The 25,798-nt window shown below is 69.7% G+C and carries 14 protein-coding genes; 8 read left to right on the top strand and 6 right to left on the bottom strand.

The window, feature by feature from the left end; all coding sequences use genetic code 11:
• Positions 1-157: 157 nt before the first annotated feature.
• The 4 genes from E8A74_RS20785 to E8A74_RS20800 form a co-directional block, all read right to left on the bottom strand.
• A complete protein-coding gene (locus E8A74_RS20785) occupies positions 158-1,486 on the bottom strand; it encodes a M18 family aminopeptidase (protein WP_136930892.1) in 1,329 nt (442 codons plus the stop codon).
• A gap of 161 nt (positions 1,487-1,647) precedes the next feature.
• Complete coding sequence (locus tag E8A74_RS20790; protein WP_136930788.1) at positions 1,648-3,159, bottom strand: hypothetical protein; 1,512 nt, start codon at positions 3,157-3,159, stop codon at positions 1,648-1,650.
• Positions 3,160-3,163: 4 nt separating this feature from the next.
• On the bottom strand, positions 3,164-4,645 hold the full coding sequence (locus tag E8A74_RS20795) for an eCIS core domain-containing protein (protein ID WP_170229254.1): 1,482 nt from the start codon (positions 4,643-4,645) through the stop codon (positions 3,164-3,166).
• A 488-nt stretch (positions 4,646-5,133) separates the two neighbouring features.
• On the bottom strand, positions 5,134-6,045 hold the full coding sequence (locus E8A74_RS20800; protein ID WP_136930790.1) for a hypothetical protein: 912 nt from the start codon (positions 6,043-6,045) through the stop codon (positions 5,134-5,136).
• A gap of 560 nt (positions 6,046-6,605) precedes the next feature.
• Between E8A74_RS20800 and E8A74_RS20805 the strand changes: the two genes are divergently transcribed.
• The 4 genes from E8A74_RS20805 to E8A74_RS20820 all read left to right on the top strand — a co-directional run bounded on the left by E8A74_RS20805 (position 6,606) and on the right by E8A74_RS20820 (position 11,896).
• Positions 6,606-7,127, top strand: a complete 522-nt coding sequence (locus E8A74_RS20805) for a serine hydrolase (protein ID WP_211365411.1) — start codon at positions 6,606-6,608, stop codon at positions 7,125-7,127.
• Between the two features lie 299 nt (positions 7,128-7,426).
• A complete protein-coding gene (locus tag E8A74_RS20810; RefSeq protein ID WP_136930791.1) occupies positions 7,427-8,560 on the top strand; it encodes a GNAT family N-acetyltransferase in 1,134 nt (377 codons plus the stop codon).
• Between the two features lie 53 nt (positions 8,561-8,613).
• Positions 8,614-10,641 carry an OPT family oligopeptide transporter gene (locus E8A74_RS20815; RefSeq protein WP_136930893.1) on the top strand — a complete coding sequence of 676 codons (2,028 nt, stop codon included), beginning with the start codon at positions 8,614-8,616 and terminating at the stop codon, positions 10,639-10,641.
• Between the two features lie 70 nt (positions 10,642-10,711).
• Complete coding sequence (locus E8A74_RS20820; RefSeq protein ID WP_136930792.1) at positions 10,712-11,896, top strand: mechanosensitive ion channel family protein; 1,185 nt, start codon at positions 10,712-10,714, stop codon at positions 11,894-11,896.
• On the opposite strand, the gene pbpC is transcribed toward E8A74_RS20820, so the two are convergent.
• Together pbpC and E8A74_RS20830 are read right to left on the bottom strand one after the other, a co-directional pair.
• Positions 11,877-14,273 carry a penicillin-binding protein 1C gene (pbpC, locus tag E8A74_RS20825; protein WP_232379683.1) on the bottom strand — a complete coding sequence of 799 codons (2,397 nt, stop codon included), beginning with the start codon at positions 14,271-14,273 and terminating at the stop codon, positions 11,877-11,879. The genes E8A74_RS20820 and pbpC overlap by 20 nt on opposite strands.
• A 38-nt stretch (positions 14,274-14,311) precedes the next feature.
• Complete coding sequence (locus E8A74_RS20830; RefSeq protein WP_136930794.1) at positions 14,312-20,047, bottom strand: alpha-2-macroglobulin family protein; 5,736 nt, start codon at positions 20,045-20,047, stop codon at positions 14,312-14,314.
• 237 nt (positions 20,048-20,284) lie between these two features.
• Here E8A74_RS20830 and E8A74_RS20835 point away from each other — a divergent pair, with 237 nt between their 5' ends.
• Genes E8A74_RS20835 through E8A74_RS20850 form a run of 4 tightly spaced genes read left to right on the top strand, consistent with a single transcriptional unit; the run spans position 20,285 to position 25,054 of the window.
• Positions 20,285-21,379: an ABC transporter ATP-binding protein gene (locus tag E8A74_RS20835; protein ID WP_276567957.1), complete on the top strand. Its 1,095-nt coding sequence runs from the start codon at positions 20,285-20,287 to the stop codon at positions 21,377-21,379.
• Complete coding sequence (locus E8A74_RS20840; RefSeq protein WP_136930795.1) at positions 21,376-22,098, top strand: ABC transporter permease; 723 nt, start codon at positions 21,376-21,378, stop codon at positions 22,096-22,098. Before E8A74_RS20835 ends, E8A74_RS20840 begins: the two co-directional genes overlap by 4 nt.
• The gene (locus E8A74_RS20845) at positions 22,089-24,047 is read left to right on the top strand and encodes a Gldg family protein (protein ID WP_136930796.1); all 1,959 of its coding nucleotides are present in this window, start codon (positions 22,089-22,091) and stop codon (positions 24,045-24,047) included. The genes E8A74_RS20840 and E8A74_RS20845 overlap by 10 nt, the downstream gene beginning before the upstream one ends.
• A complete protein-coding gene (locus E8A74_RS20850; protein WP_136930797.1) occupies positions 24,044-25,054 on the top strand; it encodes a DUF4340 domain-containing protein in 1,011 nt (336 codons plus the stop codon). The genes E8A74_RS20845 and E8A74_RS20850 overlap by 4 nt, the downstream gene beginning before the upstream one ends.
• The last annotated feature ends 744 nt before the right edge of the window (positions 25,055-25,798 follow it).

The following is a 25,798-nucleotide window of genomic DNA, read 5'->3' on the forward strand; positions in this document are numbered from 1 at the left end:
CGGCCTGGAACGCCTAGCTCCCGCAGCAGAGATGCTGCGCGTCCTCAGGGAGAATGGGCTCGTAAGATGAGACCAGTGCTCAGGGCCGTGCCTGGTCCGGGGTGAAGGGGGCGGACAGCCCCCTTCTGGGGTGCGGGGCAACGCCCCGCGCGCTCCCCTACCCTTGCAAAAACCGCCGGTATGTCTCGATCGACCAGTGCACGTCGAGGGTCCCGCACATCTCGCGGCACGAATGCATGCTGAGCATCGGCGCGCCCACGTCGACCGTCGCGATCCCGAGCGCGGCCGCCGTGATCGGGCCGATCGTGCTGCCGCAGGGCAGGTCCGAGCGGACCACGAACTTCTGCGCCGGATAGCCGACGTCGCGGCAGAGCTCCTCGAACACCGCCGCCGTGCCGCCGTCCGTCGCGTAGGACTGATTGACGTTCGATTTGATGACGAGGCCCTTGTTCAACATGGGCTGGTGCTGCGGCTCGTGCTGGTCGGCGTAATTCGGGTGCAGCGCGTGCGACATGTCCGCGCTGACCAGGAACGAGCGCGCGAGCGCCCGCTGCAAGCCCTGCGGCTCGTGGTGAGGGTAGGCCTCGAGGATCCGCGCGATCGTGTCCTTGAGGACCGTGCCGGCCGCGCCCGCGGCGCTGCGGCTGCCGCACTCTTCGTGATCGTAAAGCACGATCATACGGGTCGAGGCGCCGGGGCCACACGCGGCGGCGAGCGCCGCCGTGCCCGCGTGACAGCTCGCCAGGTTGTCCAGGCGCGCCGAGAGGACGAACTCTTGCGACAGGCCGGCGATCGCGGCCTTGGCCGTGTCGTAGAGGCAGAGATCGTAGCCGAGGATCGCGTCGGGCCGCTCGTCGAGCTCGCGGGCCACGAGGGCGCGCACGTCGGGCGCGGCGCCGAGGCCGACGACCGGGACCAGGTGCTTCTGCTCGTTCAGGACGAGCCCTTCCTTGTTGACCGTGCGATTGAGGTGAATCGCGAGGTTCGGCACGCGGGCCACGGCGCGGCCGAGGTCGACGAGGCGCGAAGCGGGCCGCTCGCCCTTGCGCTGGCAGAAGACGCGGCCGGCGATGGAGAGATCGCGGTCGAGCCAGGTCGAGAGGAGCACGCCGCCGTAGATCTCGACGCCGAGCTCCTGGTAGCCGGAGCGCGCGAGATCGGCGTTGGGCTTGACGCGGAGGTTCGGCGAGTCGGTGTGGGCGCCGATCAGGCGGAAGCCGCCGAGCGCGGGGTGCTCGTCGCCGACGACGAAGGCGACGAGGGTCCCGGCGCGGAGGAAATAACGGCGATCGCCGGGCGCGAGGTGCCAGGCGTCGTGCTCGGAGAGCGCGGAGAACCCCTGCGCGGAGAGCCGCCGCGCGGCCTCCTCGGCGGCGTGGTAGGGGCTCGGGGCGTGATCGAGGAAGGCGCAGAGATCACGGGCCGCGGCGAGGCCCTGGGCGCGGAGGTCGCCCTCGCTGGCTTGCAGAAGAAGCGTGTCGGTCATGCTCATGGGCGGGGGCGATGGTAGCAGGCGAAGCGCGCGGCGGAAGCCACTTCGGCCATCGCCCCCGGCGTAGTCTTCGAGCATGACGCACGCGGCGTCGGCGAGGAGGCCGCCGCGGCACGGCCCAGCACCGTACGAACCGCTTCTATGAGATGAAAAGCTCAGTCTCCGCCGGGCGCATCACGCCGCACGAAGACACGAAAGGGGGGCGAGAGTTCCTCGTACCTCTCGCTCGCCTCGTCGATGTCCTCCTGCATGACGAGGCGCAGGCGTCCCACGACATCTCGATCGCTTTCAGCATTCAGGTCGCGCACCGCCTCGCGTGCAACCTCGGGGTCGATACGCCAGAGCACCCGCGCTGCCCCCGCGCGCACCGCTGCGAAAGCCGCAGGATCCCCGATCGTCTCGGCGAGGTCTCGACGGTCGAGCGGCACTCCCCGATAGGGCTCGCTCTCCCGCGCACGGACCGACGCGTCGAGTCGCGTCAGCCATGCTCGTACTGGCTCGTGCTTGCCACGCGAAAGCGCTGCGATCCGCGCGGGCACCTCGGAAGGCGCATCGGCGGCCCCCTCCGCGACCCGCGCCCCTGCGAGGAGGTGGGCCGAAACGTGCGCGCGCTCCTCTGCCGAGAGTCCCGGCAGTCGGATCTCGAGCGTCGCGCCTGTGCCGGCGAGTACGAGCTCGAGCCCGCGCCGACCGACCTTCACGGCGTCGATGTCGCGGTATGGGATGCGCAATCCATCGCCTGTACGGAGCTCGGTTGCTCCGAGGACGAGCGGCGCGACGCGCGCATGGTGGCCGAAGAAGCGAAGCACGAGGCTCAAAATGGCGCAGGCGAATGCACCCAGCAAGTAGACGATGGCCATGGACGGCCACCAGAGCCCGACGACGCCCATGAATGAATGATGTTCGAATGTGCCCAGATGGCACACGAACGCCACGCCGCACAACATGAGCCCGATGCCGCGCACGCCGAGCTCGATGGCCTGACGGATCGTATCGCGCGCGCCCCGGGCCCCGGGGATCTCGAGCGCGGCCCCCGGATCCGCCGCGGGACCGGCGAGCGCATACATGATGGCCCGGGCGTCCTCTTCGCGCTCGATCTCGAGAAACACCGGCGGCCCGTGCCTGCGCGCGATGATCACGCTGGTCCCCTCGAGGGCCCTCGCCGCGCGCACGGCCTTCACCTCTCCGCGTCCGATGCGCTCCCGCAGGAGGCCTCGCCCATTCACCTCGACGAGCCCCGGCCGGATCCGAAGCCGTGCGACGCGCGAGCGCCTCCTGCCCAACACCCATGGCCACACGAGCGCGAGCACGCTCAAGAGCACGAGCAAAGGCCTGTATGTATGGGTGCAATAATGGGTCCTGAACGGCGGCAGGTCGCAGAACCATTCCCCGAGCGGCGTATAGAAGGAGCCCAGGCCGAGCACCGGGAGGAGCGGCCCGACCAGCGCGCGGCCGAAGCGGCGCCACCCGGCCCCCTCTGCGTCGTGCACCTTCGCGCCTGGGAAGGGCGCGGCATCCGGTTCCTGCGCATTCCGCCCCTCGCGTCGCGCCTCCGGCCCCGGAGCCGGCTCGGGCCGCGAAGGTGCGCTCGGCTCGTCCCTTGGTCGCTCTCTCATCGGCATTAGAATCGTCGAATGGTCTCTCCGAAACGTCGGACGGCGGCGCATGGATCTAGCGGGGATAAATCACGTGTCCGCCTCCCTCGAACTGGATCATGTTGTCGGTCGATCCGTAGTTGGTGCGCTGGGGCAAGCCGAAGCCGATCCGCAACGGATTGAGGTAAGCCTCGATCTTGCCAGGGCCAGGCTCCCTGTCATCGTCCTTGTCGGCTTTGATCTCCAGAGCCAGGTGCAGGATCTCGTGCGTCAGCCGCCAGAATCCGTTGAAGGAGAGCGCTACGCTGGCGTCACTCTCCGTTGTTTTCGTGTAATCCTTCACGTTGACTTGAATCTCGTCTGGCCCGATCATGGTAGACACCGCTTCCGCGCCCCGCGCTCTCGCCTTGGTCATTTCCACGACATCGACGTTCTTCTTTTTGAGGTACGAGAGTACGGCGTCGCGCACCGTCACCCATTTCGACAGCGCGTCCGCCTTCGCCTCGTCGCGCGTCTTCTTGGGTCTGTGTAGCTGGGGCTCCGGAACGGCGTAATAAGCATCGTAATTTTTGGAGAAGAGGTCCGTGATCTCGCGCTGCCGTTCCACATCGATCTCCGGATCGGTCAGAATGGCGGTCTGTCCCTCATTCTCCAAGGTGTACGTGACGCCGATCGCCAGGTACTGCCGCAGACCGCGGATGAAATGCATGAACTGCGCGTTGATTTTTTTCTGCATGCCTCCCGTGAATCTGACCGTTCGCTGCAGGCTCTGGCTGACCCCAGGCTTCACCTGGGCAGGAGCCTTCCGCTGGGCTCGATGCCCAGCCACCGCGGCATGGGCGGCGGCGTCGGCCGCAAGCTCGTGCGCATCCCCAGGACGACTGACGCCGGGAGGCGCCCTCCCCGCAGCCTGTTCGACCACGTGGGCGACCTCATGAGCCATCAAGTGCTCGCCTGTCGCCGTTCCAGGTTGGTACGCCCCCGACGCCAGGTAGATATCGGTCCCGCTCGCAAAGGCCAGAGCCTCGGCAGCGTTGGCCATCGCCGCAGCCTCCGGATCCGCGTGGACGCGCACGGCGCCGAGGTCGACGCGAAAGGACTGCTCGAACCGGTGCCGGAGCGGCGGAGGCAGCGGCTGTCCCTGGCCTTGCCGTGATGCCACCCGCTGCAGCACCGGGCCGATGGCGCCGGTGTGCAGCTCGGCGGGCGCCCCCATCTCCGCTGACCCGAGGCCTCTCCCCGCCGACAGCGTTCCAGGGGCCTGCTCTCCCATCACGTTGGCAGCCGTGGACGGCGCCGTTTCATTCGCTCGCCCCGAGGTACGCGAAGCCCCTTGTGGGAAGATGGGAATCTCGGCGAGCGACCGTCGCCAAGGAGCGGACGGCAACAGATCCCCCGCGTCGTGATGCTCCGCGTCTCCGGCCTCGCGCCCCATCGAGGAGGCTCCGTTCGAAAGCCATTGGGTCATCCTCGCGGCCGAAGGGAAACGCTGTCGTGTGGGCCTCGGGGTCGGATGGCGCGGCTCGAAACGGCGCTGCCTGCTATCGAACGTGGTCATGGAAGAGCCTCCTCGTCGATCAAGCAAGCGCAGTCTACATCGGAATCGAGCGCGAGGCTCTCCTTCTTGCTTGCCGCACCTGACCGAGCGACTCCTGCCGAGGTGCTGAGCGCTTGCATTCGCTCCGACGGCACATCGAGCGAGGCTGGGGACCGCCGCCGTTGTCGTGATCTCGGGCAGGTGCTCGTAGCCGTCGTATTCGAAGTCGAGGACCACCGGCCCGTTTCTGGACAGGCGCGCCAGCAGCGATGGCCTGCCGCTGCATGAATCGCCTCCGCTGCCCTCGCTGGGCATGGGGACGCCGGCGCTCCCATTCGAGTCGTCTACGAGCGAGCCAAAGGGCAACACAGGGGGAAACCCGTAGGACGATGTGCCCTCTCCCATGGCCCGCGTCGAGCGTCGCGCGGGCGAGGCAGCCGTCCCCCTCGGCCTGCCGCGTGACCATCGGCCCGAGGGGGACGAGCTTCCTGCACCTTACCGACAGAGCGTCAGAGCGGGCAGTTGGGCCAGCCGATCGCGCCCGGATTGACCCACTGACACACGTGGCCGAGCTGCTGCATCGCCCAGTTGCAGCAATACGAGATCGTGCCATTGGCGGCCACGGTCGCGGTGCAGGAGTCGGGGATCTTGAAGGCCTGTCCGCAGCCCCAGCCCGATCGATAGATGCCGTCCGTGTCCTGCTGGGGAGCCGACGCCCACACGAGGTTCCACGCGTTTTCGGGCTTCGAGGAATAACCGGAGGCTTGGGGGTTGGCGAAGTCCCAGACGACCTTGCCAGGGCCCCAGGCCTCGCGGACGCAAAGGCCGAGCGGGATGATATCGTCCTCGCCGGCGTACAGAATCCCGGCCGGCGAACCGATGGCGCTCGCCTGGGAGGCGACGGCGTCCTCGTCGACGATGGCGAAGGCCTCGCCCGCGTGGAGGACCGCGCCCGACATCTCCTTGAAGGAGTTCTTCAGCTCCTCGACGCCGCCCTCGGGCAGCGTGGCGATACGCTGCCGGTCGACCTCGGCGCCGTCGACCTTCCCGATGACGAAGCTCTCGTCGACCGTATCCGCCGCGAGGATGGCCGGAAGTCGCACGACGTCGCCGGGACCGGCGACGAGCGAGCGAGACGTGGAGCCGTCGGCGAAGGTCGATCGACCCTCGATGGTGAGCTCCAGGGAGACCTCCCGATCCGCCCGAACGAGGAACCCATCCATCTCCGGAGACGTGTGACCGACCTCGATGAGCAGCGTTCCTTCGAGCGCTCGTTCCACGGAAGCCTCTGCGTGTCCCCCCTCGAGGGGCACCGCGTCGGTCGTGGGCCCTCCCACCTCCGAACAACCCATGATGCCTGTGATGGCCTGGAAGCCCAACAACGAGGCGACGACGACCCCAGAACAACGTGCGATCTGCATGGTTGTACGAATACTCCTGTGTCGTTGATGTTCGAGTGCTGCCAGAGGCAGCCCGTGCTGCATAGTTGCGGCGCGCCGTCCGGCACAACCATTTGCATGGGAAAGCACAAATTTGCCGGCAAGATTTTGACGGTATGACGTGGGAGCCCGAAGCCCTCCTGCTCCTCGCGCGTGACAAGATGCGCTCCACAGCGGATCCGAACGACCCATCGCCGCGCGCAACGCTTGCAAACGCCATCGGTGACGCCCCGGGGGCCGCGTGCAGCCATTGCAAGCCGCCCTCGCACCACGCCGAGAGGCGCCCGCAAGCATTGCAAGCGCCTCTCGTCCCTCGCTGAACGCCGCCTGCAAGCGTTGCAAACGCCTTTCCGTGCGCACCGAATGCCGCTTGCCAGCGTTGCAAGCCGTGATTTGCACGCGCGTATCGCGCCTTGCAATCGCTGCACGCGGGTCTTCGGACGCTCCGTGTGCCTCTTCAAAGCGCCGCGCCGGGGCGCTGCCCCGGGCCCCGCGGGGGCTGTTCGCCCCTCGACCCGAACCAGGCACGGCCTGGACCGAAGGTGGAAGACCTGCGCACCGCGCAGATCTTCCTACACCCCAAGCCGCGCAGACCGCGCCCTCGCCGACCGGACGAACGCTTCGCGATGTGCTCCACGTTCAAATGGGCGCTCGCCGCGGCCGTCCTCGCGCGCGTCGATCACAGGCAACCATCACTCGACGAACGCGTGCCTTATGGCTCGACCGATCTGCTCGAACACGCTCCCATCACACGCGAGCATGTCGCCGAAGGATCCATGACCATCGACGCCCTCGCGCAAGCCGCCGTCACGGTCAGCGACAACACGGCAGCCAACCTGCTGCTCGCGAAGGTGGGTGGTCCCGCAAGCTTCACGCAGTTCGTCCGTCAGCAGGGCGACGCCGTGACGCGCCTCGACCGCGACGACCCTCAACAACAACGATCCCGGCGACCCCCGCGACACCACGTCGCCACGCGCGATGGTGGGCCTGATGCGTCAGGTCCTCTGCGCGGACGCCCTCTCGCCCGCCAGGCCGCGCCCCCCTCCTCATCGCCGCGTACATGAGCGACGGAGAAGCGGGGCTCCCCCGCCTGAAAGCGGCACACAAGGACATCGGCCGGCTGATCGCGCAGGAACTCTGAATCCACCCGATCAAGTTCGAGCAGGCTCCTTGGGGATGAGCTCGCCGTCCGCGGGCAAACGCCCTTCCCTCGACAGCGCGCAAAGGGCGCTGTCGCCTTCGGTCCAGGCCGTGCCTGGTCCGGGGTGCAGGGGGCGGACAGCCCCCTGCTGGGGTGCGGGGCGACGCCCCGCTCTCCACTCCCCCTTGCCAACCCCCCGTCTCCCGCCGAGGATACCGCCGAGTGTTCGAACTCCGCGTCCACGCCACGATCCGCGACATCGCCGAGGAGGCCTGGAACGCCCTTGGAGGCGTCTCCGAGGCTCCGTTCCTGACCTGGGCGTTTTTCGACGTCCTCGAACGGACGGGCTGCGTCGAGCCCAGGAGCGGCTGGCTCCCCCACTACCTCACGCTGCACGACGAGGCCGAACGGCTGGTCGCCGCCGCGCCCGCGTTCCTCAAGGGCAACAGCGAGGGCGAGTTCGTCTTCGACCACGCCTGGGCCAGCGCCGCCCACCGCGCCGGGATCGAGTACTTCCCCAAGCTCGTCGTCGCCGTCCCGTTCACGCCCGCGACGGCGCCGCGGCTCCTCGTCGCCGAAGGCGCAGACGCCTCGAAGGTCGCCGCGGCCATGGCCGAGGGCCTCCGGCAGCTCGTCACGCGGCTCGAGATCTCGAGCGCGCACGTCCTCTTCCCGCCCGCCGATCAGACGGCCGACCTCGCGAACGCAGGCCTCGCCGAGCGGTATGGGCTCCAGTTTCATTGGAAGAACCCCGGGTACACGACGTACGACGATTTCCTCGCGCGGTTCTCCTCGAAGCGCCGCAACCAATGGAAGCGCGAGCGGCGCGAGGTGGCCGCGCAGGGGATCGAGCTCGTCACCCTGCGCGGCCGGGAGATCACGCCGGATCTCGTGGACGCCATGTATGGGTATTACACGGCCACCGTGGACAAGTTCTCCTGGGGGCGAAGGTACCTGAACCGCGCGTTTTTCGAGGAGATCGTGCCGCGGCTCGGCGACGGCGTGGAGGTCGTGCTCGCCCGGGAAGGGAAACGACCCATCGCCGGGGCTTTCAATTTCGCCGGGAAGGACGCGCTGTACGGGAGGTACTGGGGCGCCTCCGAAGAGCGGCCTTTCCTCCATTTCAATGTCTGCTTCTATCACTCGATCGAGCAGTGCATTCTGCGGAAGATCGGGCGGTTCGAGCCCGGCGCCGGGGGAGAACACAAGATGACCCGGGGGTTCGAACCCACGATCACCCGGAGCCTCCATCACGTCGCCGATCCAAGGCTCGACGCGGCGATCCGGGATTACCTCGCCCGGGAGCGGCAGGCGCTCGCGCGAGAGGCGGCAAATCCAGAGGTCGCGTTCCGTTAGGGCAGGTCCGCGAGACCGGACGGTTCACCCCGTCTCCATGCTATGTGGCGGAGATGAGCGAGATCGAGACGCCCGCAGGAGAGGCGCGAACGGCCTCCGTCGTGAACGGGGGCCCGCTCCTCCAGCAGGCGCCGACGACGGAGGCGGAGTTCGAGCGCGGCAAGCCGCTCGACATCGCGCCGGAAGCGGTCGGCGAGATGGATGAGGACACCTGGTACGCCAAGGCCTACCGGGGCGACGCGACGGCGCAGCTCACGCCTCGCGCCATCGGCATGGGCGCGGCGCTCGGGTTCTTGCTCGCGTTCACGAACCTCTACGTCGGCCTGAAGACGGGCTGGCACCTCGGCGTCGCCATCACGGCGTGCATCCTCTCGTTCTCGATCTGGGGCGCCTTCCTGCGCGCCGGGATCGTGAAGACGCCGATGACGATCCTCGAGAACAACTGCATGGCGTCGACCGCGTCCTCCGCGGGGTACTCGACCGGCGGCACCATGGTCTCGGCGATCCCAGCGCTGTTCATGCTGACCGTCTCGGCGGACAACCCCAAGGGAACCCACATCCCCTGGCCCGTCCTCGCCGCGTGGACGGTGTCGCTCGCGCTGCTCGGGACGGTGCTCGCCATCCCGATGAAGCGCAACATGATCAACCAGGAGCGCCTGCGCTTCCCCTCGGGCACGGCCGCGGCCGTGACGCTCCAGAGCCTCTACAGCCAGGGCACGAGCGCGCTCGAAAAAGGCCGCGCGCTGCTCGCGTCGGCCGCGGTGGCCGGGCTCATCCCGATCCTCAAGGACCTGAACATCGTCAAGTCGGTGGACGCCGCGGGCGTGGTGACGCGCGCCGCGCTCGTGCCGGGCGCGTCGGCGATCTTCGACTGGCTGCCCAAGGTCACGGCGGCGGGCAAGGCGTACCCGCTCTCCGCGTTCAACATCAAGCTGGATCACGGCGCGGCGCTCGTCGCGGCGGGCGCCATCGTGGGGCTCCGCGCGACGATCTCGATGATGGTGGGCGCGCTCGTGCTCGCGTTCGTCGTGACGCCGATGGCGCTCGAAGCGCAGTGGACGAACCAGCTCGGCCAGGTGGTGACGGCCGCGCTGAAGCCGCAGACGGCGTGGAAGGACATCGGGCTCTGGATCGGCGCGCCGATGCTGGTGGCGTCGGGCCTGCTCTCGTTCGTGCTGCAATGGAGGACGATCGTCCGGGCCTTCAAGAGCTTCGGGAAGGCGGCGGGCGGAGACGCGGGGGCTTCGCGGGCCGGGGTCGAGGTGCCGATGCGCTGGTTCGCGATCGGCGGGTCGATCGCGACGGTCAGCGTCGTGGTGATCGCCTGGCGTTTCTTCGGCGTGCCGCTGCACCTCGGCCTGCTCGCCGTGGGGCTCACGTTCGTGCTCTCGCTCGTGGCGTGCCGCGCGACGGGCGAGACCGACATCACGCCGACGGGCGCGATGGGCAAGATCATGCAGCTCATCTACGGCGTGCTGATCCCGCAGAGCGCGACGGCGAACCTGATGACGGCCGGCATCACGGCGGGCTCGGCGAGCGCGAGCGCGGATCTCCTGAACGATCTGAAGTCGGGGTACCTGCTCGGCGCGAACCCGCGGCGGCAGTTCGTCGCGCAGATGCTCGGGATCCTGCCGGGGACGATCGCGACGGTGATCGGCTTCTACATGCTGGTGCCGAACGCCAGCGTGCTGATGGGCGACAACCCCGCGTTCCCGGCGCCCGCGGCGCAGCAGTGGAAGGCCGTGGCCGAGGTGTTCAAGCTGGGCATCGACAACCTGCACCCGATGGCCCGGACGTGCATCGCGGTGGGCCTCGTGGTGGGCACGGCGCTGGTGGCCGTGGAGAAGCTCCTGCCGAAGTACAAGAAGTACCTCCCCTCGGCGACGGGCATCGGGCTCGGGTTCATCCTGCCGTTTTATTACCCGCTCGCGATGTTCCTCGGCGCGCTCCTCGCCTTCGTCACCGGCAAGCTGAGCAAGAAGGGCGAGGAGATGATCGTGCCGGTCGCCTCGGGCGTCATCGCAGGCGAGAGCATCATCGGCGTGGTCGTGGCGACCCTGAACAACTTCGTCCTGACCTGACCGCAAAAGTCCTTGCGATGACGATCGTCTGAGGCACATCTCATTTGTGCACCAACGATCTGCCGTTCTGATGGGAGCGCTCGCCGCGGAGGGGGACGTGGCGAGCCGGGCGTCGTGGATTCTCCATCGGGAGACGCCTTTTGGGCTGCTCGCGTGGCAGGCGCTCGTGGTGCTGGTGGCGCCGGTGATCGGCTGGATCTCGGGCGCAGCGGTGGTGCGCCTGCTCGGCAAGCTCACGTCGCGCACGGGCGCGCGCTGGGACGATCGGCTCGTCGAGGCGTCCCGGGGCCCCTGCCAGTTCCTCCTGGCGGTGCTCTTCGTGCGCGGGGCCGTGGCGGCGTTCGAGCCGACGGCGGCGACGGAGGCCTGGCTCGAGCGGATCCTGCGTCCGCTGCTCGTGATCGGGTGCGCGTGGGCGGCCGACCGTGCGCTCGGCGTGGGCACCACGGAGATGGCCGACCGGTACGAGGGGAAGGATCAAGACCCCGGACACGTGCGGGCCGCGCGGACGCGGATCTCCATGCTCCGCCGCATCGGGAGCGTGAGCATCGCGATCCTGGCCGCGGCGCTCGTCCTGATGCAGTTCGATCTCGTGCGGCAGGTGGGCGTCTCGCTGCTCGCGTCCGCGGGCATCGCGGGCGTCGTGCTGGGCTTCGCCGCGCAGCGGTCGATCGCGACGATCCTCGCGGGGCTCCAGATCTCGATCGCGCAGCCGGTGCGGATCGGCGACGTGGTGGTGATCGAGGGCGAATGGGGCACGATCGAGGAGATCACGCTGACGTTCGTGGTGGTGCGGATCTGGGATCAGCGGCGCCTGGTGCTGCCGATCTCGCAGCTCCTCGACAAGCCGTTCCAGAACTGGACGCGGTCGTCGCCCGAGCTGCTCGGGACGGTGTTTTTGCACGTGGACTACACGGCGCCGATCGACGTGCTCCGCGAGGAGGTGCGGCGGGTCTGCGAGGCGGATCCGGACTGGGACGGGAAGGTCGCCGGGCTCGTGGTGTTCGACGCGCTCTCGACGACGCTGCAGGTCCGGGCGCTCGTGTCGGCGCCGAGCGCGGGGCAGCTCTTTGATCTCCGGTGCCGGGTGCGGGAGCGGCTGGTGCAGCGGCTGCAAGGGATCGACGGCGGGCGTCATCTGCCGCGGACGCGGTTCGAGCCGAGCGCGCTGGAGGAGAGGCGCGCGGAGGGGCAACCCGAGGACACGCTGCGGGCGAATCCGCTGCCGCAGCCGCTCACTGCACCGAAAACCTGACGGGCTCGGACGAGGCGCCGCCCGCCTCGACGACGAGCGTGTGTTCGCCGGGCACGAGCGGGAGCGAGCGCTCGAAGGGGGGCGTCAGGACGACGGCGCGGCCGTCGACGAGCAGGCGCACGGCGCGGGCCTCGGAAGGCGCGTCGATGCGGACGCGGATGGCTTCTTCGGCCGCGAGGGCGCCGTCCCGCACGAACCGCGCGCCGTCGGGCGGGAAGGCGATGCGGAGGCGGGAAGGCGAAGCGCGATCGGCCTCGGGGCAGAAGGGGGACGACGCGCGCGGCGCGACGGGGCGGCCGGCGTTCTCGGCCCACGCGGCGAGCTCGGGCGGGTACCGCTCGAAGACACGCACGTCGACGGAGGCGTCGCCGCAGGCAGGGCCGGCGCGCAGGCCGTTTCGGCGATCGATGCGGACACGCTCGTGCATGTCGCAGGTCGCGAGCGAGGTCTCCCGCGGGACGATCTCGCTGCGGCGGTGCGGGCACGCCGGGCCGGGACGAGCGCCGGAGAGCGGGCAGATGTCGACGTCGACGAGGCCCTCGGGTCGCTCGAAGTCGCGCTCTGGAGAGAGGCGTGAAGCGGCGAGCATGGCGTCGTGGAAGAGCGGGCCGGCGCCGGTCACGCCGCTGACGCCGCTCATGGGCGATCCGTCGAAGTTGCCGACCCATACGGCGACGGTGACGGCGGGCGTGAAGCCGACGGTGACGTTGTCGCGAAATCCCTTGGAGGTGCCGGTCTTCGCGGCGACCGGGAACGGCAGCTCGAGGACGCTGTTCTCGCCGAACGTGGCGAGGCGCGCATGCCGATCGGCGAGGATGTGCGTGAGGACGTAGGCGGCGCGCCGATCGAGGATGCGGCGGGGCGGAGGCGCGGGGAGCGGGAGGAGCTCGCCCGTGGCGGCGCGGGCCTCGCGGACGGCGCGTGGGGCCACGGAGAGGCCGCCACGCGCGAGGGTGGCATAGGCGGCGGCAAGCTCGATCAAGCGGACCTCGCCGTCCCCGAGCGCGAGGGCGACGCCGTAGTCGCGGGCGCTGCGATCGAGGGAGGCGAAGCCGAGGTCGCGCAGGCGCGCGAGGAGGCGCTCGGGGCCGATGCGGGAGGAGGCGACGACGGCCGGCACGTTGAAGGAGCTGCCGAGGGCCTCGCGGACACGGACGGGGCCGTGGAAGCGGCCGTCGTAGTTGTTCGGGTGGTAGTCGCCGTCGGGCGTGGGGAAATGCAGGTCGACGTCGGGGAGGATGGTGGCGGCGGTGAAGCCGCCGATCTCCATGCCGAGGCCGTAGACGAAGGGTTTTAACGTGGATCCGGGCTGGCGCTTGGCGAGGACGCCGTCGTTGTGGCCGAGGCGCGCTTCGTTCTCGATGTCGGGCGAGCCGACGTAGGCGAGGACGTGGCCCGTTTCGTTGTCGAGGACGACGACGGAGGCGGCCGTGACGTGGCGCGGGGCGAGGCGCTCGACCGTTTGCACCGCGAGGATCTCGATCTCGCGCTGGAGGCCGCGATCGAGGGTGGTCGTGATCGCCGTCGCGCGCCCGGCGAGCTCGTCCGTGCCGATCCCCTTCCCTCCCCCGAGCAGCGCGCGGCGAAGGTGCGGGATGCCGAGGCCGCTGCCGCGCGGGGCGAGGACGAGCGGTTCGCCGAGGGCACGATCGACGTCTTCATGATCGGCGAGGCGCGCGGCGCGCATGCGTTCGAGGACCCGATCACGGCGGCGCTTCAGGAGGTCGGTGCCGCGGCGCGGGTCGTAAAGCGTGGGTCCACGCGGGAGGCTGGCGAGCGCGGCCGCCTCGGCGAGGGAGAGGTCCCGGGTGGATTTGTCGAAGTAGAAGCGGCTCGCGGCCTCGACGCCGCGGAGCGAGGGGCCGAACGCGACGCGGTTCAGGTACTCTTCGAGGATCCGCGGCTTCGAGAGCGAGGCCTCGATCCGCAGCGCGAGCGCCATCTCGCGGAGCTTGCCGACGACAGAGCGCGGGCGCGGGACGAGGGTGCGCGCGAGCTGTTGCGTGAGCGTCGAGCCGCCGGAGACGATGCCCCGCGCGAGGAGGGCCTGCCCGGCGGCGCGGGTGATCGCGATCGGATCGACGCCAGGGTGGAGGTAAAATCGTTTGTCTTCGGCCGCGAGCACGGCACGGGGGACACGCGCATCGATGTCGGCGAGGCGCACGGGGCGCGCGCGGGTGCCGTCCTTGGCGCGGACCTCGCAGAGGACGGCGCCGTGGCGATCGAGGAAGACCGTGGAGGGATCGGCGGCGGTGAGATCGGCCGTCGCGAGCTCGGGCGGGAGCGGCGTGAGCGCGGCGGCGAGGCCGAGGCAGAGGATCGGGGAGACGAGCGCCGCGAGCGCGAGCTCGATCCGGCGGCGGCGGCTGCGAGGCACGAGCCACCGGACGAGCGCACGAGCGAGGCGGGATCGGGTCACTTGCTGGCGGTCACCGTGATCGCGCCGGCGGCGGTCCTTCCAAACACCTCGGGCGCGTACATCTCCTCGGCGCGCGCGGGCGGAAGGATGAACGTGCCGATCGAGGTCGCGCGCGCGAGGTAGCGGTAGCGATACATGCCCGCCGGCATGCGGTCGATGAAGAAGAGGACACGGTCATCGCGCAGCTCGCGCAGGTAGCGGCTGGAGAGATACGCGCGGCCCGTGGCGACGGCGTCGTAGCCGCCCTCCTCGTCGAGCGTGTCCTCGGGATTCTCGTTCTCCTCGTCGAGGCTCGGGCCGCTCGCCGTCGTGGCGAGGCGCGCGTCGACGGGCTCGAAGCCGGCCGGGAGCGGATCGTCGACGACGACGTAGTCCCGCGGCGAGGGCGTGACGACGACGATCTCGCCGAGGACGAGCTCACCGCCGGGGAAGGTGCTCACGCTCTTGCCAGGCGGCGCGGCGAGCAGGCCGGCGAGCTCGGCCGGGGTCACGGGCCGGAGCGTCTTCTGCACGAAGAAGCCGCGATCGAGCGGCGCCTTCGGCAGCTCCTTGCGGGCGTAGCGCAGGCGCGCCTCGTAGAAGAGGCGGCCCGAGCCCTCGACGTCGAAGGCGAGCACGCTGCCGCCGGCCGAGGTGAGGCGATCGGCGGGCACGGCGATCCGCGCCTGGTTCACGTCGCGGCCGCGGAAGGCCTGCGTCGCGATCTCGGCCTGCCCGAGGAAGACGTGCGCCAGGAAGTCGGGCGTGGCCTTCTCCTGCGCCTTGCGATACGCGTCGAGCGCGACGAGCGACCAGGCGGACTCCTGCGTGTTGCGCCAGGAGCCACCCTTGCGATCCGCGAGCAGACCCATGGCGAGTTTTGCCGCGATCGGGTGGTTCGGCCGCGCCGCGAGCAAGGCGCGGAGGATGAGCGCCGTCGTGCGGGTGTCGGAGTCCATGAGCACGGCGTACTTGTCGCCGAGGTTCGTCGCGGCGCGCGCGACGTTGCCGTCGAGCCGGAGCGAGCCTTCGAGTTCGTTCGCGAGCTGGTCGATGCTCGCGCGATCGTGCTTGCTCACGACCATGGCGTGCGCGAGGAACGCCTGCGCGAAGAGCGGCAAGGTTTTCCGTTCCTCGAAGAGGCGCGTCGTGCGGCCGGTGTCGGGCTGGCCGTTCACGGCGAGGACGTCGAGGATGAAGGGCGCGGCGGCGCGGGTGTACTCGTCGTCGAGCTTCTCGAGCGCGTCGCTGACGTGCCGCGCGGCCGACTCGATCACCGTCTCGGGGATGTTCACGTTGCGGCGCTTGGCCTCGCCGAGGCCCCAGAGCGCGTAGGTGGTGGCCCAGAGGTTCGAGCGATCCGAGCCCGCCCACATGCCAAAGCCCCCGTCGCCGCGCTGGTGCTTCAGGATCTCGGCGACCGTGGACTCGATGATCGCGCCCGTGTTCTTCGGCAGCGGGATCTTGAAGTCGGCCGCGAGGTCGCGGAGCGGCAGCATCGGCACGAGCTTGCTCACGAGTTGCTCGGTGCAGCCGTACGGGTAGTCGATGAGCTGCTCGACGCCGCCGCCGAGCCCGACGAGCGCGGTCGAGGCCATGCTGACCTCGAGCCCGCCCGTGTCGTCGCGCATCGCCGAGAGATCCCCGAGCTTCTCCGCGCTCTCCGTGGTCGTGTCGCCGTAGAGCGCGACGGCCTCGGGCGAGAGCGGGACACGGACGTCACGCTCGACCTCGACGGCGTCCTCCAAAGCTTTGCCGGACTCGGTCGCGCGCACGACGAAGCCGATCTTGGCCTTGCCAGCCTTCGGCGCCGTGACCGGGAAGCGGACCTCGACGGGCGTGCCGGGCGCGAGATCGATCGTGCGTTTCGTGTCGCCCGAGAGCGTGAGCCCGTCGAGCTTGATCTCGACCGTGGCGTTGGTCTTGCCGATGCCCTTCGAGCTCAGGACGACGGACGCGTCGAGGGCATCACCGGCACGCAAGAAGCGCGGGAGCGCAGGGCGCGCCATGAGCGGGCGGCTCGCGACGACGCGGTTCTCCGCGAAGCCGAAGCGATCGTCCTCGGCCGCCGTGACGGCCATGAGGCGGTAGGTCGTGAGCGTGTCCGGCAGGCGGAACTTCACCTTGGCGCGGCCCGCGTCGTCCGTGATGATCGAGGGGACGAACGTGGCGCTCGCGCGGAAGTCACGCCGCACGGAGGTGCCGCCGCCGCCGTCGCCGCCGTCGAGGCCCTTGTCCGCGCCGAGATCGCCATAGGGCCGGAAGACACGGGCGAGCGCGGCGCGCACTTCGAGGGAGGTGACGCGCAGCGGGCGCGGGGCGCCGAAGACGCCGATCGGATCGGGCGTCTTGTACCCGATGAGCGAGAGCACGCCCTCGTCGACCGCGTAGAACGTGACCTCGGCGCGCGCGGGTTTGCCCGCGTGATCACGCACCACGACGTCGACCTCGACGTTCTCGCCGGGCTTCGCCTCCGTCTTGTTCGGCGTGAGCGCGATCTTGAGCCTGCGCTTCTCGGGGTTCACGAGCAGCGGCGCGTACCCCATGCGGAACGCGGGCGCGCCGACATCCGGGTCCTTCGCGTTCGTCGGCACGGGCTTGGTGCGGCCGCGGACGAGGAGGACCGAGACGAACGCGTTCGGGCGGAGATCCTCGGTGACCGGGATCTCGACCGTCGGCATCGCGCCCACGAGCTTGACGCGGCGCTGCGAGAGGATGCCCGCGCGCTCCACGGTCACGAGGGCCTCGGCCGCGGCGAACGGCGATTTTACGAGGAACCGCGCCTTGTCGCCGACCTCGTAGCTCTCCTTGTCGGCCACGAGCTCGACGGCGAGCCGGTCGCTGTCGCCGAAGCCGCCGCCGCCCGCGCCGCCGAAGACGTAGAGCGGCTCCGCGGCGCCGACAGGGTTTTTCCGGGCGTCGACCGCGGTCGCGTGGACGATGTGGTAGCCGGACGCGGCCGGGGTGAGCTTGCACGAGACGGGCTTGTCGCCGCCCGTGGTCGTGACCGTGCAGCTCTCGACGACACGATCGACGGGCTCGGCCACGGTGTGCGCGAGGCCGCCGGCGGTCGCTTGCCGCGCGACGTTCCACGTACGCGACACGAGCTCGATCTTGATCGGGACGCCCGCGACGCGCGCGCCCTTGGGATCGACGGCGAAGACCTCGGGGTTCACGGGCTTGCCCGCGTCGACGAAGAGGTCGCTCCCCGTCCGCAGCGCCACGTAAAACTCGGCCGGGTGCACGATCGCCGTGGTGCTGCCCGCGATGTACTGGCGAGAGACGTCGTTCACCTCGGCCTCGCTCGTCACGCGCTCGGGGCCACGCTGGCCGGGGAGCGCGAGCGCCGCCTCGATCGAAGCCGTGCCCTTGGCGTCGAGCTTCGTCGTGCTGCTCTGGATCTCCCCTTCCCGCGTGGTGCGGTCGGTGAAGTCCGCGTGGAACGTGTCTTCGGAGACCGTGAAGTCATCGGTGTTCGGCGGGCGGAAATCGGCCTCGCCGCGCGTCACGGTGACACGCGCCTCGGCGCCGGCCATGGGCGCGCCGTAGAGGTAGTCGCCGCGCGCGATCCACTTGCCCTTGTCGCCGCGCACGTAGCTCGGCTTGTCGCTCTCGACCGAGACCGCGAACTCGGCGGGCCGGTACTCGGCGACCTCGAAGTCACCGCTCACGTCGGCCCAGCCGGGGTTTCCTTCCTGCACCGTGGCGCGGACCGCGTACGTGCCGAGCCGGCCGGTGCGCGGGACGACGACGTCGATCGCCGTGGTGCCGAAGGGCGAGAGCGTCTCCGTGCGCGAGACGATCTCGTCGCCGTCGGGGCCCTCGACCTTGATTTCCACGGGCAGGCCGACGGGCGTGACGGTGCCTGGGTTGCCCTCCTTGCGGAAGATGCCCTTGATGTGGACCGTGTCGCCGGGGCGGTAGATGCCGCGATCCGTGAACACGAGGCCAAACGGCCGATCCGGCCCGGGATCGACCTGCGCGTCGAAGCGCCAGCCATCGAGCGTGTCCGTCAGATGCTTGTAGGTCCAATCCTTGCCGTCCTTCACGAGGAGGACGGCGCGATCGGCGCCCGAGCCCCCGCGCGCCCAGACCTCCGGCGGCAGCTTGATGAAGCCGTTGTCGTCCGAGCGGAGCGGGCCGATCGGCGCCTCGCCGGGCGTCTCGATCGTGACCTCGGCGCCCTTGACCGGCTCCGCCGACGAGAGGCGGCTGATCCAGAGGAGCGAGCCACGCGTCGACAACTTGCCGCTCACCGCGAGGTCGCTGACCTTGGCGATCGCGGTGTTCGTGACGGCGCGCTGGTGGTTCGAGCCCGGCCAGCCGATGTACCGGATGCCGAACGCGACCGCGCCGCGCGCGTCCTTGCCGCCGAGCGCCTCCTCGATCTTGACCGCGTGCCGCGAAGCCTTGTTGAGCGGCGCGTTCGACGGGAGCTTCGAGACCTTCGCGCCGGGCAGCTTCAAGATGTCGTCGTACGAGGGCATGCGGCCCGGGCCGTACGGGTCGTCCTGCAAGTGGATCGCGTCTTCCGGGGTGAGCGGGGCGACGACGAGCTCGAGGTCGTTCGTGTTGATGGAGTCGATCGGGATCTCGCGGCGCGCCGCCGGCTCGAAGACGCTGCCGCGCAGGCCGATGTCGGCCTCGGGCCAGAGGTCGTCGAAGGCGACGTCGGCACGGTGGTCGGCCGCGAGCTTCTGCCCGTACACGTCGCGAAGCCCCTTGCCGACGACGACCTTGACGGCCTTGCCCGGGGCGAACGCGCCATAGACCGTGACGCCCGCGGTCAGGTGCTCGTCGTCGAGCCATGACGGCCAGGTGACGTCGATCTTCGGCTCGAAGCGGACGGCCTTCTTCAGCTCGGCGAACGCGACGGGGTTCGACAGGTAGATGCCGATGCCGCCGTCGGGCGCGCATTTGCCGTGCGGCGTGTCGTGATCACACGGAAGCTCCTTCACGAAGAGCGGGCCGTAGGTGTCGAAGGTGAAGCGCTCCTCCTTCTCGGCGGGGAGGGGCCCCTCCTTGCCCGCGAGGCCCTTCACATCGATCACGATCTGCGAAGCGAGCGGGAGCGGCGCGCGCGGGACGATTTCCACGAGCTGCTCGTTCTGCGGATCGGGGCGACGCACGGTGAACGCACGCGCCTTCTCGGCGATGGTGATCGTCACGGCGCGCTCGATCGCGCGATCGTCGACGGGCTGGTTGAAGCGAAGCGTGAACTTCGCGTCGGGCCGCAGGTTGTTGTCCGAGCCCTCGGAAGGCTCGACCGACGTGACCTCGGGCCGCGCCGTCGTGAAACGAAGCTCGAACGGTTTTTCCAGCTTCGAACCGTCGAGCGCCTTCGTGCCGGAAGGGACCGTGACCACGAACGCGGTGGCGCGCGGCAGGCGCTTCTCCGGCACGAACGAGAGCGCGTTCGTCCCGACCCACTGCCACCGGCCGGGTACGGCGGGCTGGATCGTCGCGGGCGACGCGCTCTCGTCGCCCGCGAGCTCGAGCGGCCGCATCGGGCGGTTGAAGACGAGGCTCACCTCGGGCGGGTCGTTCGTGTCCCCGCGCGGCGTGCCGAACACGACGGCGAAGGCCCCGCGTGTGTCGACCGTAGCCGCGCCGTCGGCGGAGCCGGGCACGAGGGTGCCGCGGGGCGCGACCTCGGGCGGGCGATTCCCCTGCATGCAGGCCATGCCGAGGGCCATCGCGGTGACCGCGAGGAAAGCGTTGCGGGGACCTGGAAACCTGGCTCGCGCCGTCATGGCGCGGCTCTTCTCGCAAGCCCGCCCCGGCGGCAAGGCCGATGAGCGGGATCTCGTGGAAACGTGGGACCGCACGGGGGATCCCCCGGCCCCGCGAGGCCCGACCCCGCGCCCCGGCCGGAGCGCGGCTGCCCTGGGCGGCCCCGACGGCGTTCGGGCGTCGGATCCCGACGAGGTCGGGAATCACGGGCGCGTGCTTCTGTTATAAGGGCGCCGTCGCCGGGGAACCGGCGGCGCATGACGAAGGCTTTTGCCGTGATCGAAATCGTCGACCTCTACAAGTACTACGGGGAGAGAAGGGCGGTCGGACCGCTCTCGTTCTCCATCGAAGCCGGCGAAATCGTGGGCTTGCTCGGGCTCAATGGCGCCGGAAAGACCACGACGCTGCGCATCCTCGCCTGCGACCTGCTCCCGTCCTCGGGCTCCGTCCGCGTGAACGGCCTCGACGTCGTGGAGAGCCCCCACGAGGTGCGGTCGCTCATCGGCTACCTGCCGGACACGCCGCCGCTCTACGGCGAGATGACCGTGCGCGCCTACCTGCACTTCGCCGCGCGCCTGCGGGGCCTTTCGAAGGCCTCCGCAGACAAACGCGTGCCCGAGGTGCTGGAGGCGACGTCGCTCGCCGAGGTGCAAGACCAGCTCATCGCGTCCTTGTCGCACGGGTACAAACAACGCGTCGGCATCGCCCAGGCCATCGTGCACGGGCCGAAGCTGCTCGTGCTGGACGAGCCGATCAGCGGCCTCGACCCTGTGCAGATCGTGGAGATGCGGGAGCTGCTCCGCAGCCTGAAGGGCGAGCACACGATCCTTTTGTCCTCCCACATTCTCTCGGAGATCAGCGAGACGTGTGATCGCCTCCTCGTGATCCGCGACGGCCAGATCGCCGCGAGCGGCACCGAGGCGGAGCTCAGCGCGAAGCTGCTCAAGAACCAGCGCATCGAGGTGACGGTGCGCGGCGACGAGGAGAAGGCCAAGGAAGCCGCGGGCGCCGTGCCGGGCGTGGTGTCGGTCGAGGCGATCGACGCGGCGGAGAGCGGCGAAGGCGTGTTCGCGCTCCGGATCGAGTCCGAGGGCGACGCGCGCGAGGCGGTGTGCCGCGCGCTCGTGACGGCCGAGATCGGCCTGCTCGAGGTGCGGCGCGGCGAGCGGGAGCTCGAGAGCGTGTTCCTGGAGCTCGCGGGCGCGGAGACGACAGGCGAAGGCGCCGGGGCCTCGCCGAAGAAGAAGCGGACCGGCAAGAGGAGCGCGAAGAAGGCGCGCGCTTCGGCCGGCGAGGGTGATGCCGGGGCGAAGGACGCCGCGGCGGAGAAAGAGGACGGGAGCGGGACATGAGAAACGCTCTGCTCGTCGCGGGGAGGGAGATCGGCTCGTACGGGCGATCCCTGCTCGGCTGGGCCATCGGGGCTGCGGCGCTGCTCGTCGAGGGCTTGTGGTTCAGCGCGAACGGCCTGACCGGATCACGCATGTCGGCCGACGTGCTGCGCGAGTTCTTCAACGGCGCGAGCGGCGTCACGATGATCGTGGCGGTGCTCATGTCGATCCCGCTTCTCGCGGGGGAACGTGAGCGCGGGACGCTGGTGCTGCTGAACACGGCGCCGATCCGGGACATCGAGATCATCGTGGGCAAGTACCTCGCGGCGTTCGCGATGATCACGCTCATCACGCTGGTCAGCGTGTACATGCCGCTGCTCATCTTCGTGAACGGCAAGGTGAGCCTCGGGCACGTGGCCGTGGGCTACACGGGCATCCTGCTGCTCGGCTCGGCCGCGCTCGCGATCGGGATGTTCACGTCGGCCGTGAGCCGGAGCCAGGTGATGGCGGCGATCCTCGGCGGGCTCTTGCTCGCCGTGATGGTGACGCTCTGGCTCGTGGCGAAGGTGACCGAGCCGCCGGTGAACGGCGTGCTCTCCGGGATGGCGCTGCACCACCAGCGGCAATTCCCCTTCATGACCGGCGTTTTGAAGCTGGAGAACGTGGTCTATTACGTGGCCGTCACGTACTTCTTCCTGCTCGCGGCCACGAAGACGCTGGAGGCGCGGCGATGGCGCTGAAACCGAAAGAGGCGGCTCCGGCCGCCGAGAAGGCGCCCGAAGGCAAGGCCGACAAGGGAGCCAAGGCACCCGCGCCGCCGAGCTACGCGCCTTTCCTCGCGCCCGCGTTCGTGGGCTCGCTCGTGCTCGTCTTCATCGGCGAGCGGCTGCTCGGCAACGTCGAGACGTGGCGGCTCGTGTTCTCCGCGCTCGGCGTGCTAGGCGCGGCGGTCTCGACGGCGCTCCGGTTCGTGCACGCGTCGGCCGAGAAGGATCCGGAGCGGCGGAAGATCGAGCGCGCGCTCTCGCTCTTCGCGGGGCTCGGGCTCGTGGCCCTCGGGATCTACTTCGCGGCGAACACCGAGGTCGGCCGGCGCATGCTCGGCATCCTCGACGCGGCGCCGGACAAACGCGCCCGCTTCGACGGGGCGAGCACGGTGGCGTGGGTCGTCCTGATCCTCGTGTCGGTCCTGCCGCTCGTGTTCGGCGAGATCGCGCTCGCGCCCATGCGGCGCGCGCCCCGCGTGGAGGGCCGTCGCGTACGCGCGGCGACCATCGCGGGCCTCTCACTCGCGCTCGCAGTGGCCTACGCAGCGCTCTTCACGTACGCGGCGGGCGAGCTCGACGCGAAGGTCGACTTCTCGTACTTCCGCACGGCGAAGGCGAGCGAGTCGACGAAGAAGATCGTGACGAGCGCGCCGGACACCGTGGAGGTGCGCGCGTTCTTCCCGCCCCTGAACGACGTCGGCATGGAGGTCGAGGGCTACCTCGCGGACATCGCGAAGAACGCGCCGAACTTCAAGTACGGCTTCTACGACCGGCTCCTGAATCCGCAGCTCGCGAAGGACAACAAGGTCACGCAGGACGCGGTGATCGTGATCCTGCGCGGGCCGACGCGCGAGACGCTCACGCTCGACAAGGAGATGAGCAAGGCGGCGGCGAAGCTGAAGACGCTCGACGCCGACTTCCAGAAGGCCCTCCTCAAGGCGATGAAGGAGCAACGCACGGCCTACTTCACGGTCGGGCACGGCGAGCTCAACGAGGGCCAGGGCGCAGCGGCGGCCGAGGGGCGGACCTCGAAGGTCCTGCGCCGCCTGCTGGAGAGCCAGAACTACGTGGTGAAGGACCTCGGCATGCCGCAGGGCCTCGCAAACGCGGTGCCCGACGACGCGTCGATCGTCGTGGTGCTCGGCCCGTCGCAAGCATTCCTGCCCGAGGAGATCACGTCGCTCGACAAGTACGCGGCGCGCGGCGGCAAGCTGCTGCTCGCGCTGGATCCGGAGACGAAGGGGGATCTCGCTCCCCTCGCCGCGCTCGCGGATCTCGCGTTCGATCCGACGGTGCTCGCCACGACGGACCAGCTCTTCGTGCCGCGGCGTCGCAACGCCTCGGACAAGGCCAACCTCGTCTCGAACCGCTTCTCGTCGCACGCCTCGGTCTCGACGCTGAGCCGCGTCTCGCAGCGCGCCGTCGTGCTCGTGCCCGTGGCCGGTTCGCTCGACAAAAAGGCCGGATCCGAGCCGAAGGTGGACTTCGTCCTCCGCTCGTCGGGCGCGGCCTTCGCCGACAAAAACGGCAACTACGAGCTCGACGGCGACGAGAAGAAGGCGACGTTCAACCTGGCCGCAGCGGTGACGAAGCCGCTCGCGGACGGCGTGGACAAGGCCAAGGTGAAGGGCCCGCAAGAGATGCGTGCCTTCGTGATCGCAGACGCAGACGCGCTGAGCGATCTCGCACTCGGGGTCGCCGAGACGAACCAGCTCTTCGCCGTGGACGCGGTGCGCTGGCTCGGCGGCGACGAGAGCTTCAGCGGAGAGATCGTGACGCCCGAGGACGTGCGGATCGAGCACACGAAGCAGAAGGACATGTACTGGTTCTACGGCTCGATCATCGGGGCTCCCGCGCTCCTCTTGGGCGTGGGGCTCCTCGTGACGCGGCGGGCGCGCCGCACGGCCGGGAGGAAGGCATGAGCGTGGGACGTGGTCTCTTCGTCCACGTAGGGCTCTTCGTGCTGGCGTCGGCCAGCGCGGTGGCCGTGTGGACCCGCGACGAGCAGCCCAAGGCGCTCGTGCAAACCGAAGCGACGGTGTGGTCCGGTCGTCCGGCCGACGTCGCGAAGGTCGTCTTCGAGGGCAAAAACCGCAAGGTCGCGCTCGAAACGAAGTCAGACAAACTCGGCGTTTACTACCTCGGCACGCTGGAGCGCGAGGCCGCGCCTCCGCCGGCAACCCCCGACGCAGGCGCGCCGCCGCCCGCGCCCGCCGGCAAGACGAAGACGGACTTCGTCAGCGTGGGCGTCGCGCAAAAGCTCGTCGAGTCCCTCGCGCCGCTGAAAGCCCTCCGCGCGCTCGGCCGCATCCCAGACGATCGCGCAGCCGAATTCGGGCTCGCCGAGCCCGACGGCACACTCACGATCACGATCGGCGGCGCCGAGCGCAAGCTCGTGCTGGGCGGGACAACGCCCGGCGGCGGCGATCGGTACGTGCGCGAGCCGCAGTCCGGCGAGACGTACGTGATCGACGGGAGCGCCGTGCGCGACCTCGACACAGCAGAGTCGCGTCTCGTGGAGCGAGAGTTGCACGGGTGGAAGGAAGCCGAGGTCTCGACAGCAGAGCTCAACGCCGGCGGGAAGAAGCGGCAAATCGTGCGCGGCGGGCCCGAAGGCAAGCGCTTCTGGGCCGATCCCGCAGCCGCCGATCAGAAGGACGAGACGGCAGCTAACTTCATGGCAAAGCTCGATCGGCTGCGGCCGACGGACTACGTGATGACCGAGCCCGCAGGCAAGCAGGACGTGCTCCGCGTGGACTACGCCGCAGGCGCGTCCCTCGGCTTCCTCGAAGTCGTCCGCGTGCCTGCAACGGATCCCTTGAGCACCGTGGAGTACTTCGTGCGCACCGAGCGCACGCGCCTCTACGCAAAGGTCCCCAGGCAGACGGCAGAGCAGGTCGAGCAGGACCTCGGCTCGATCCTCAAGTAGACGCGTTGCGCCGGGGTTTCACCCCGGACCCCGACGAGGGGCTGAGCACGGGTCTCCTCGTGGAGCCGCTTCGTTGGGGCTTTGCCCCAAGCCCCACCCGGGGCTGTCCGCCCCGGGACCCGGACCAGCCAGGGGCTGGACCCAAGCTCGATGAACTGCGCAATGCACAGTTCATCGAACAGGCCCGGTCAAGACCAGCAGCGACGTTGCCAACCGAGACAGGCCCGTGGCCGTCCAGCGGGGGGTTCGCTGGCGTCGGTTCGATGAACTGCGCGATGCGCAGTTCATCGATGAGGCCGTGTCTTCAAGCTTGGGGGCCGAGCCAAAAAGCGATGGGGACGTGTGTGCGAGGGATGGGGGGCATGGTCCGAAGAGACGACGTCGAGCCTCCAGAGGTACGAGGCCGTGCCTTGGAGGAACGGGGACGTGTCTCTGGGGCGTGCGGTCGAGCCTCCGGAGGTACGAGGCCGTGCCTTGGAGGAACGGGGACGTGTCTCTGGGGCGTGCGGTCGAGCCTCCGGGGGTACGAGGCCGTGCCTTGGGGCAACGGGGGCGATGGAAGGAGCGGCGGGCTCGTGGCTTCGAAAGATGGCCGCGATGCAGGAGACCATGGGCTCATCGCCCGAAGACCTACGACCCCATCACGTGGAGGGACGGAGCCGTGCTGTTTGGAACGTGAGGCCACGACGTCACGCCACGACGTCATGCGACGAGGCGTTGGCCGCCGACCTGTCCGCGCTGCGG

It is taken from the genome of Polyangium fumosum (assembly GCF_005144585.1).
Lineage (GTDB): Bacteria > Myxococcota_A > Polyangia > Polyangiales > Polyangiaceae > Polyangium > Polyangium fumosum.

What these genes read in the sequence shown, in the direction of transcription:
- E8A74_RS20785 (WP_136930892.1), bottom strand. Translation starts at nt 1,486, where the DNA reads ATGACCGACACGCTTCTTCTGCAAGCCAGCGAGGGCGACCTCCGCGCC.
- E8A74_RS20790 (WP_136930788.1), bottom strand. Translation starts at nt 3,159, where the DNA reads ATGCGCCGCCGTCCGACGTTTCGGAGAGACCATTCGACGATTCTAATG.
- E8A74_RS20795 (WP_170229254.1), bottom strand. Translation starts at nt 4,645, where the DNA reads ATGACCACGTTCGATAGCAGGCAGCGCCGTTTCGAGCCGCGCCATCCG.
- E8A74_RS20800 (WP_136930790.1), bottom strand. Translation starts at nt 6,045, where the DNA reads ATGCAGATCGCACGTTGTTCTGGGGTCGTCGTCGCCTCGTTGTTGGGC.
- E8A74_RS20815 (WP_136930893.1), top strand. Translation starts at nt 8,614, where the DNA reads ATGAGCGAGATCGAGACGCCCGCAGGAGAGGCGCGAACGGCCTCCGTC.
- E8A74_RS20820 (WP_136930792.1), top strand. Translation starts at nt 10,712, where the DNA reads ATGGGAGCGCTCGCCGCGGAGGGGGACGTGGCGAGCCGGGCGTCGTGG.
- E8A74_RS20830 (WP_136930794.1), bottom strand. Translation starts at nt 20,047, where the DNA reads ATGACGGCGCGAGCCAGGTTTCCAGGTCCCCGCAACGCTTTCCTCGCG.
- E8A74_RS20835 (WP_276567957.1), top strand. Translation starts at nt 20,285, where the DNA reads ATGACGAAGGCTTTTGCCGTGATCGAAATCGTCGACCTCTACAAGTAC.
- E8A74_RS20840 (WP_136930795.1), top strand. Translation starts at nt 21,376, where the DNA reads ATGAGAAACGCTCTGCTCGTCGCGGGGAGGGAGATCGGCTCGTACGGG.
- E8A74_RS20845 (WP_136930796.1), top strand. Translation starts at nt 22,089, where the DNA reads ATGGCGCTGAAACCGAAAGAGGCGGCTCCGGCCGCCGAGAAGGCGCCC.
- E8A74_RS20850 (WP_136930797.1), top strand. Translation starts at nt 24,044, where the DNA reads ATGAGCGTGGGACGTGGTCTCTTCGTCCACGTAGGGCTCTTCGTGCTG.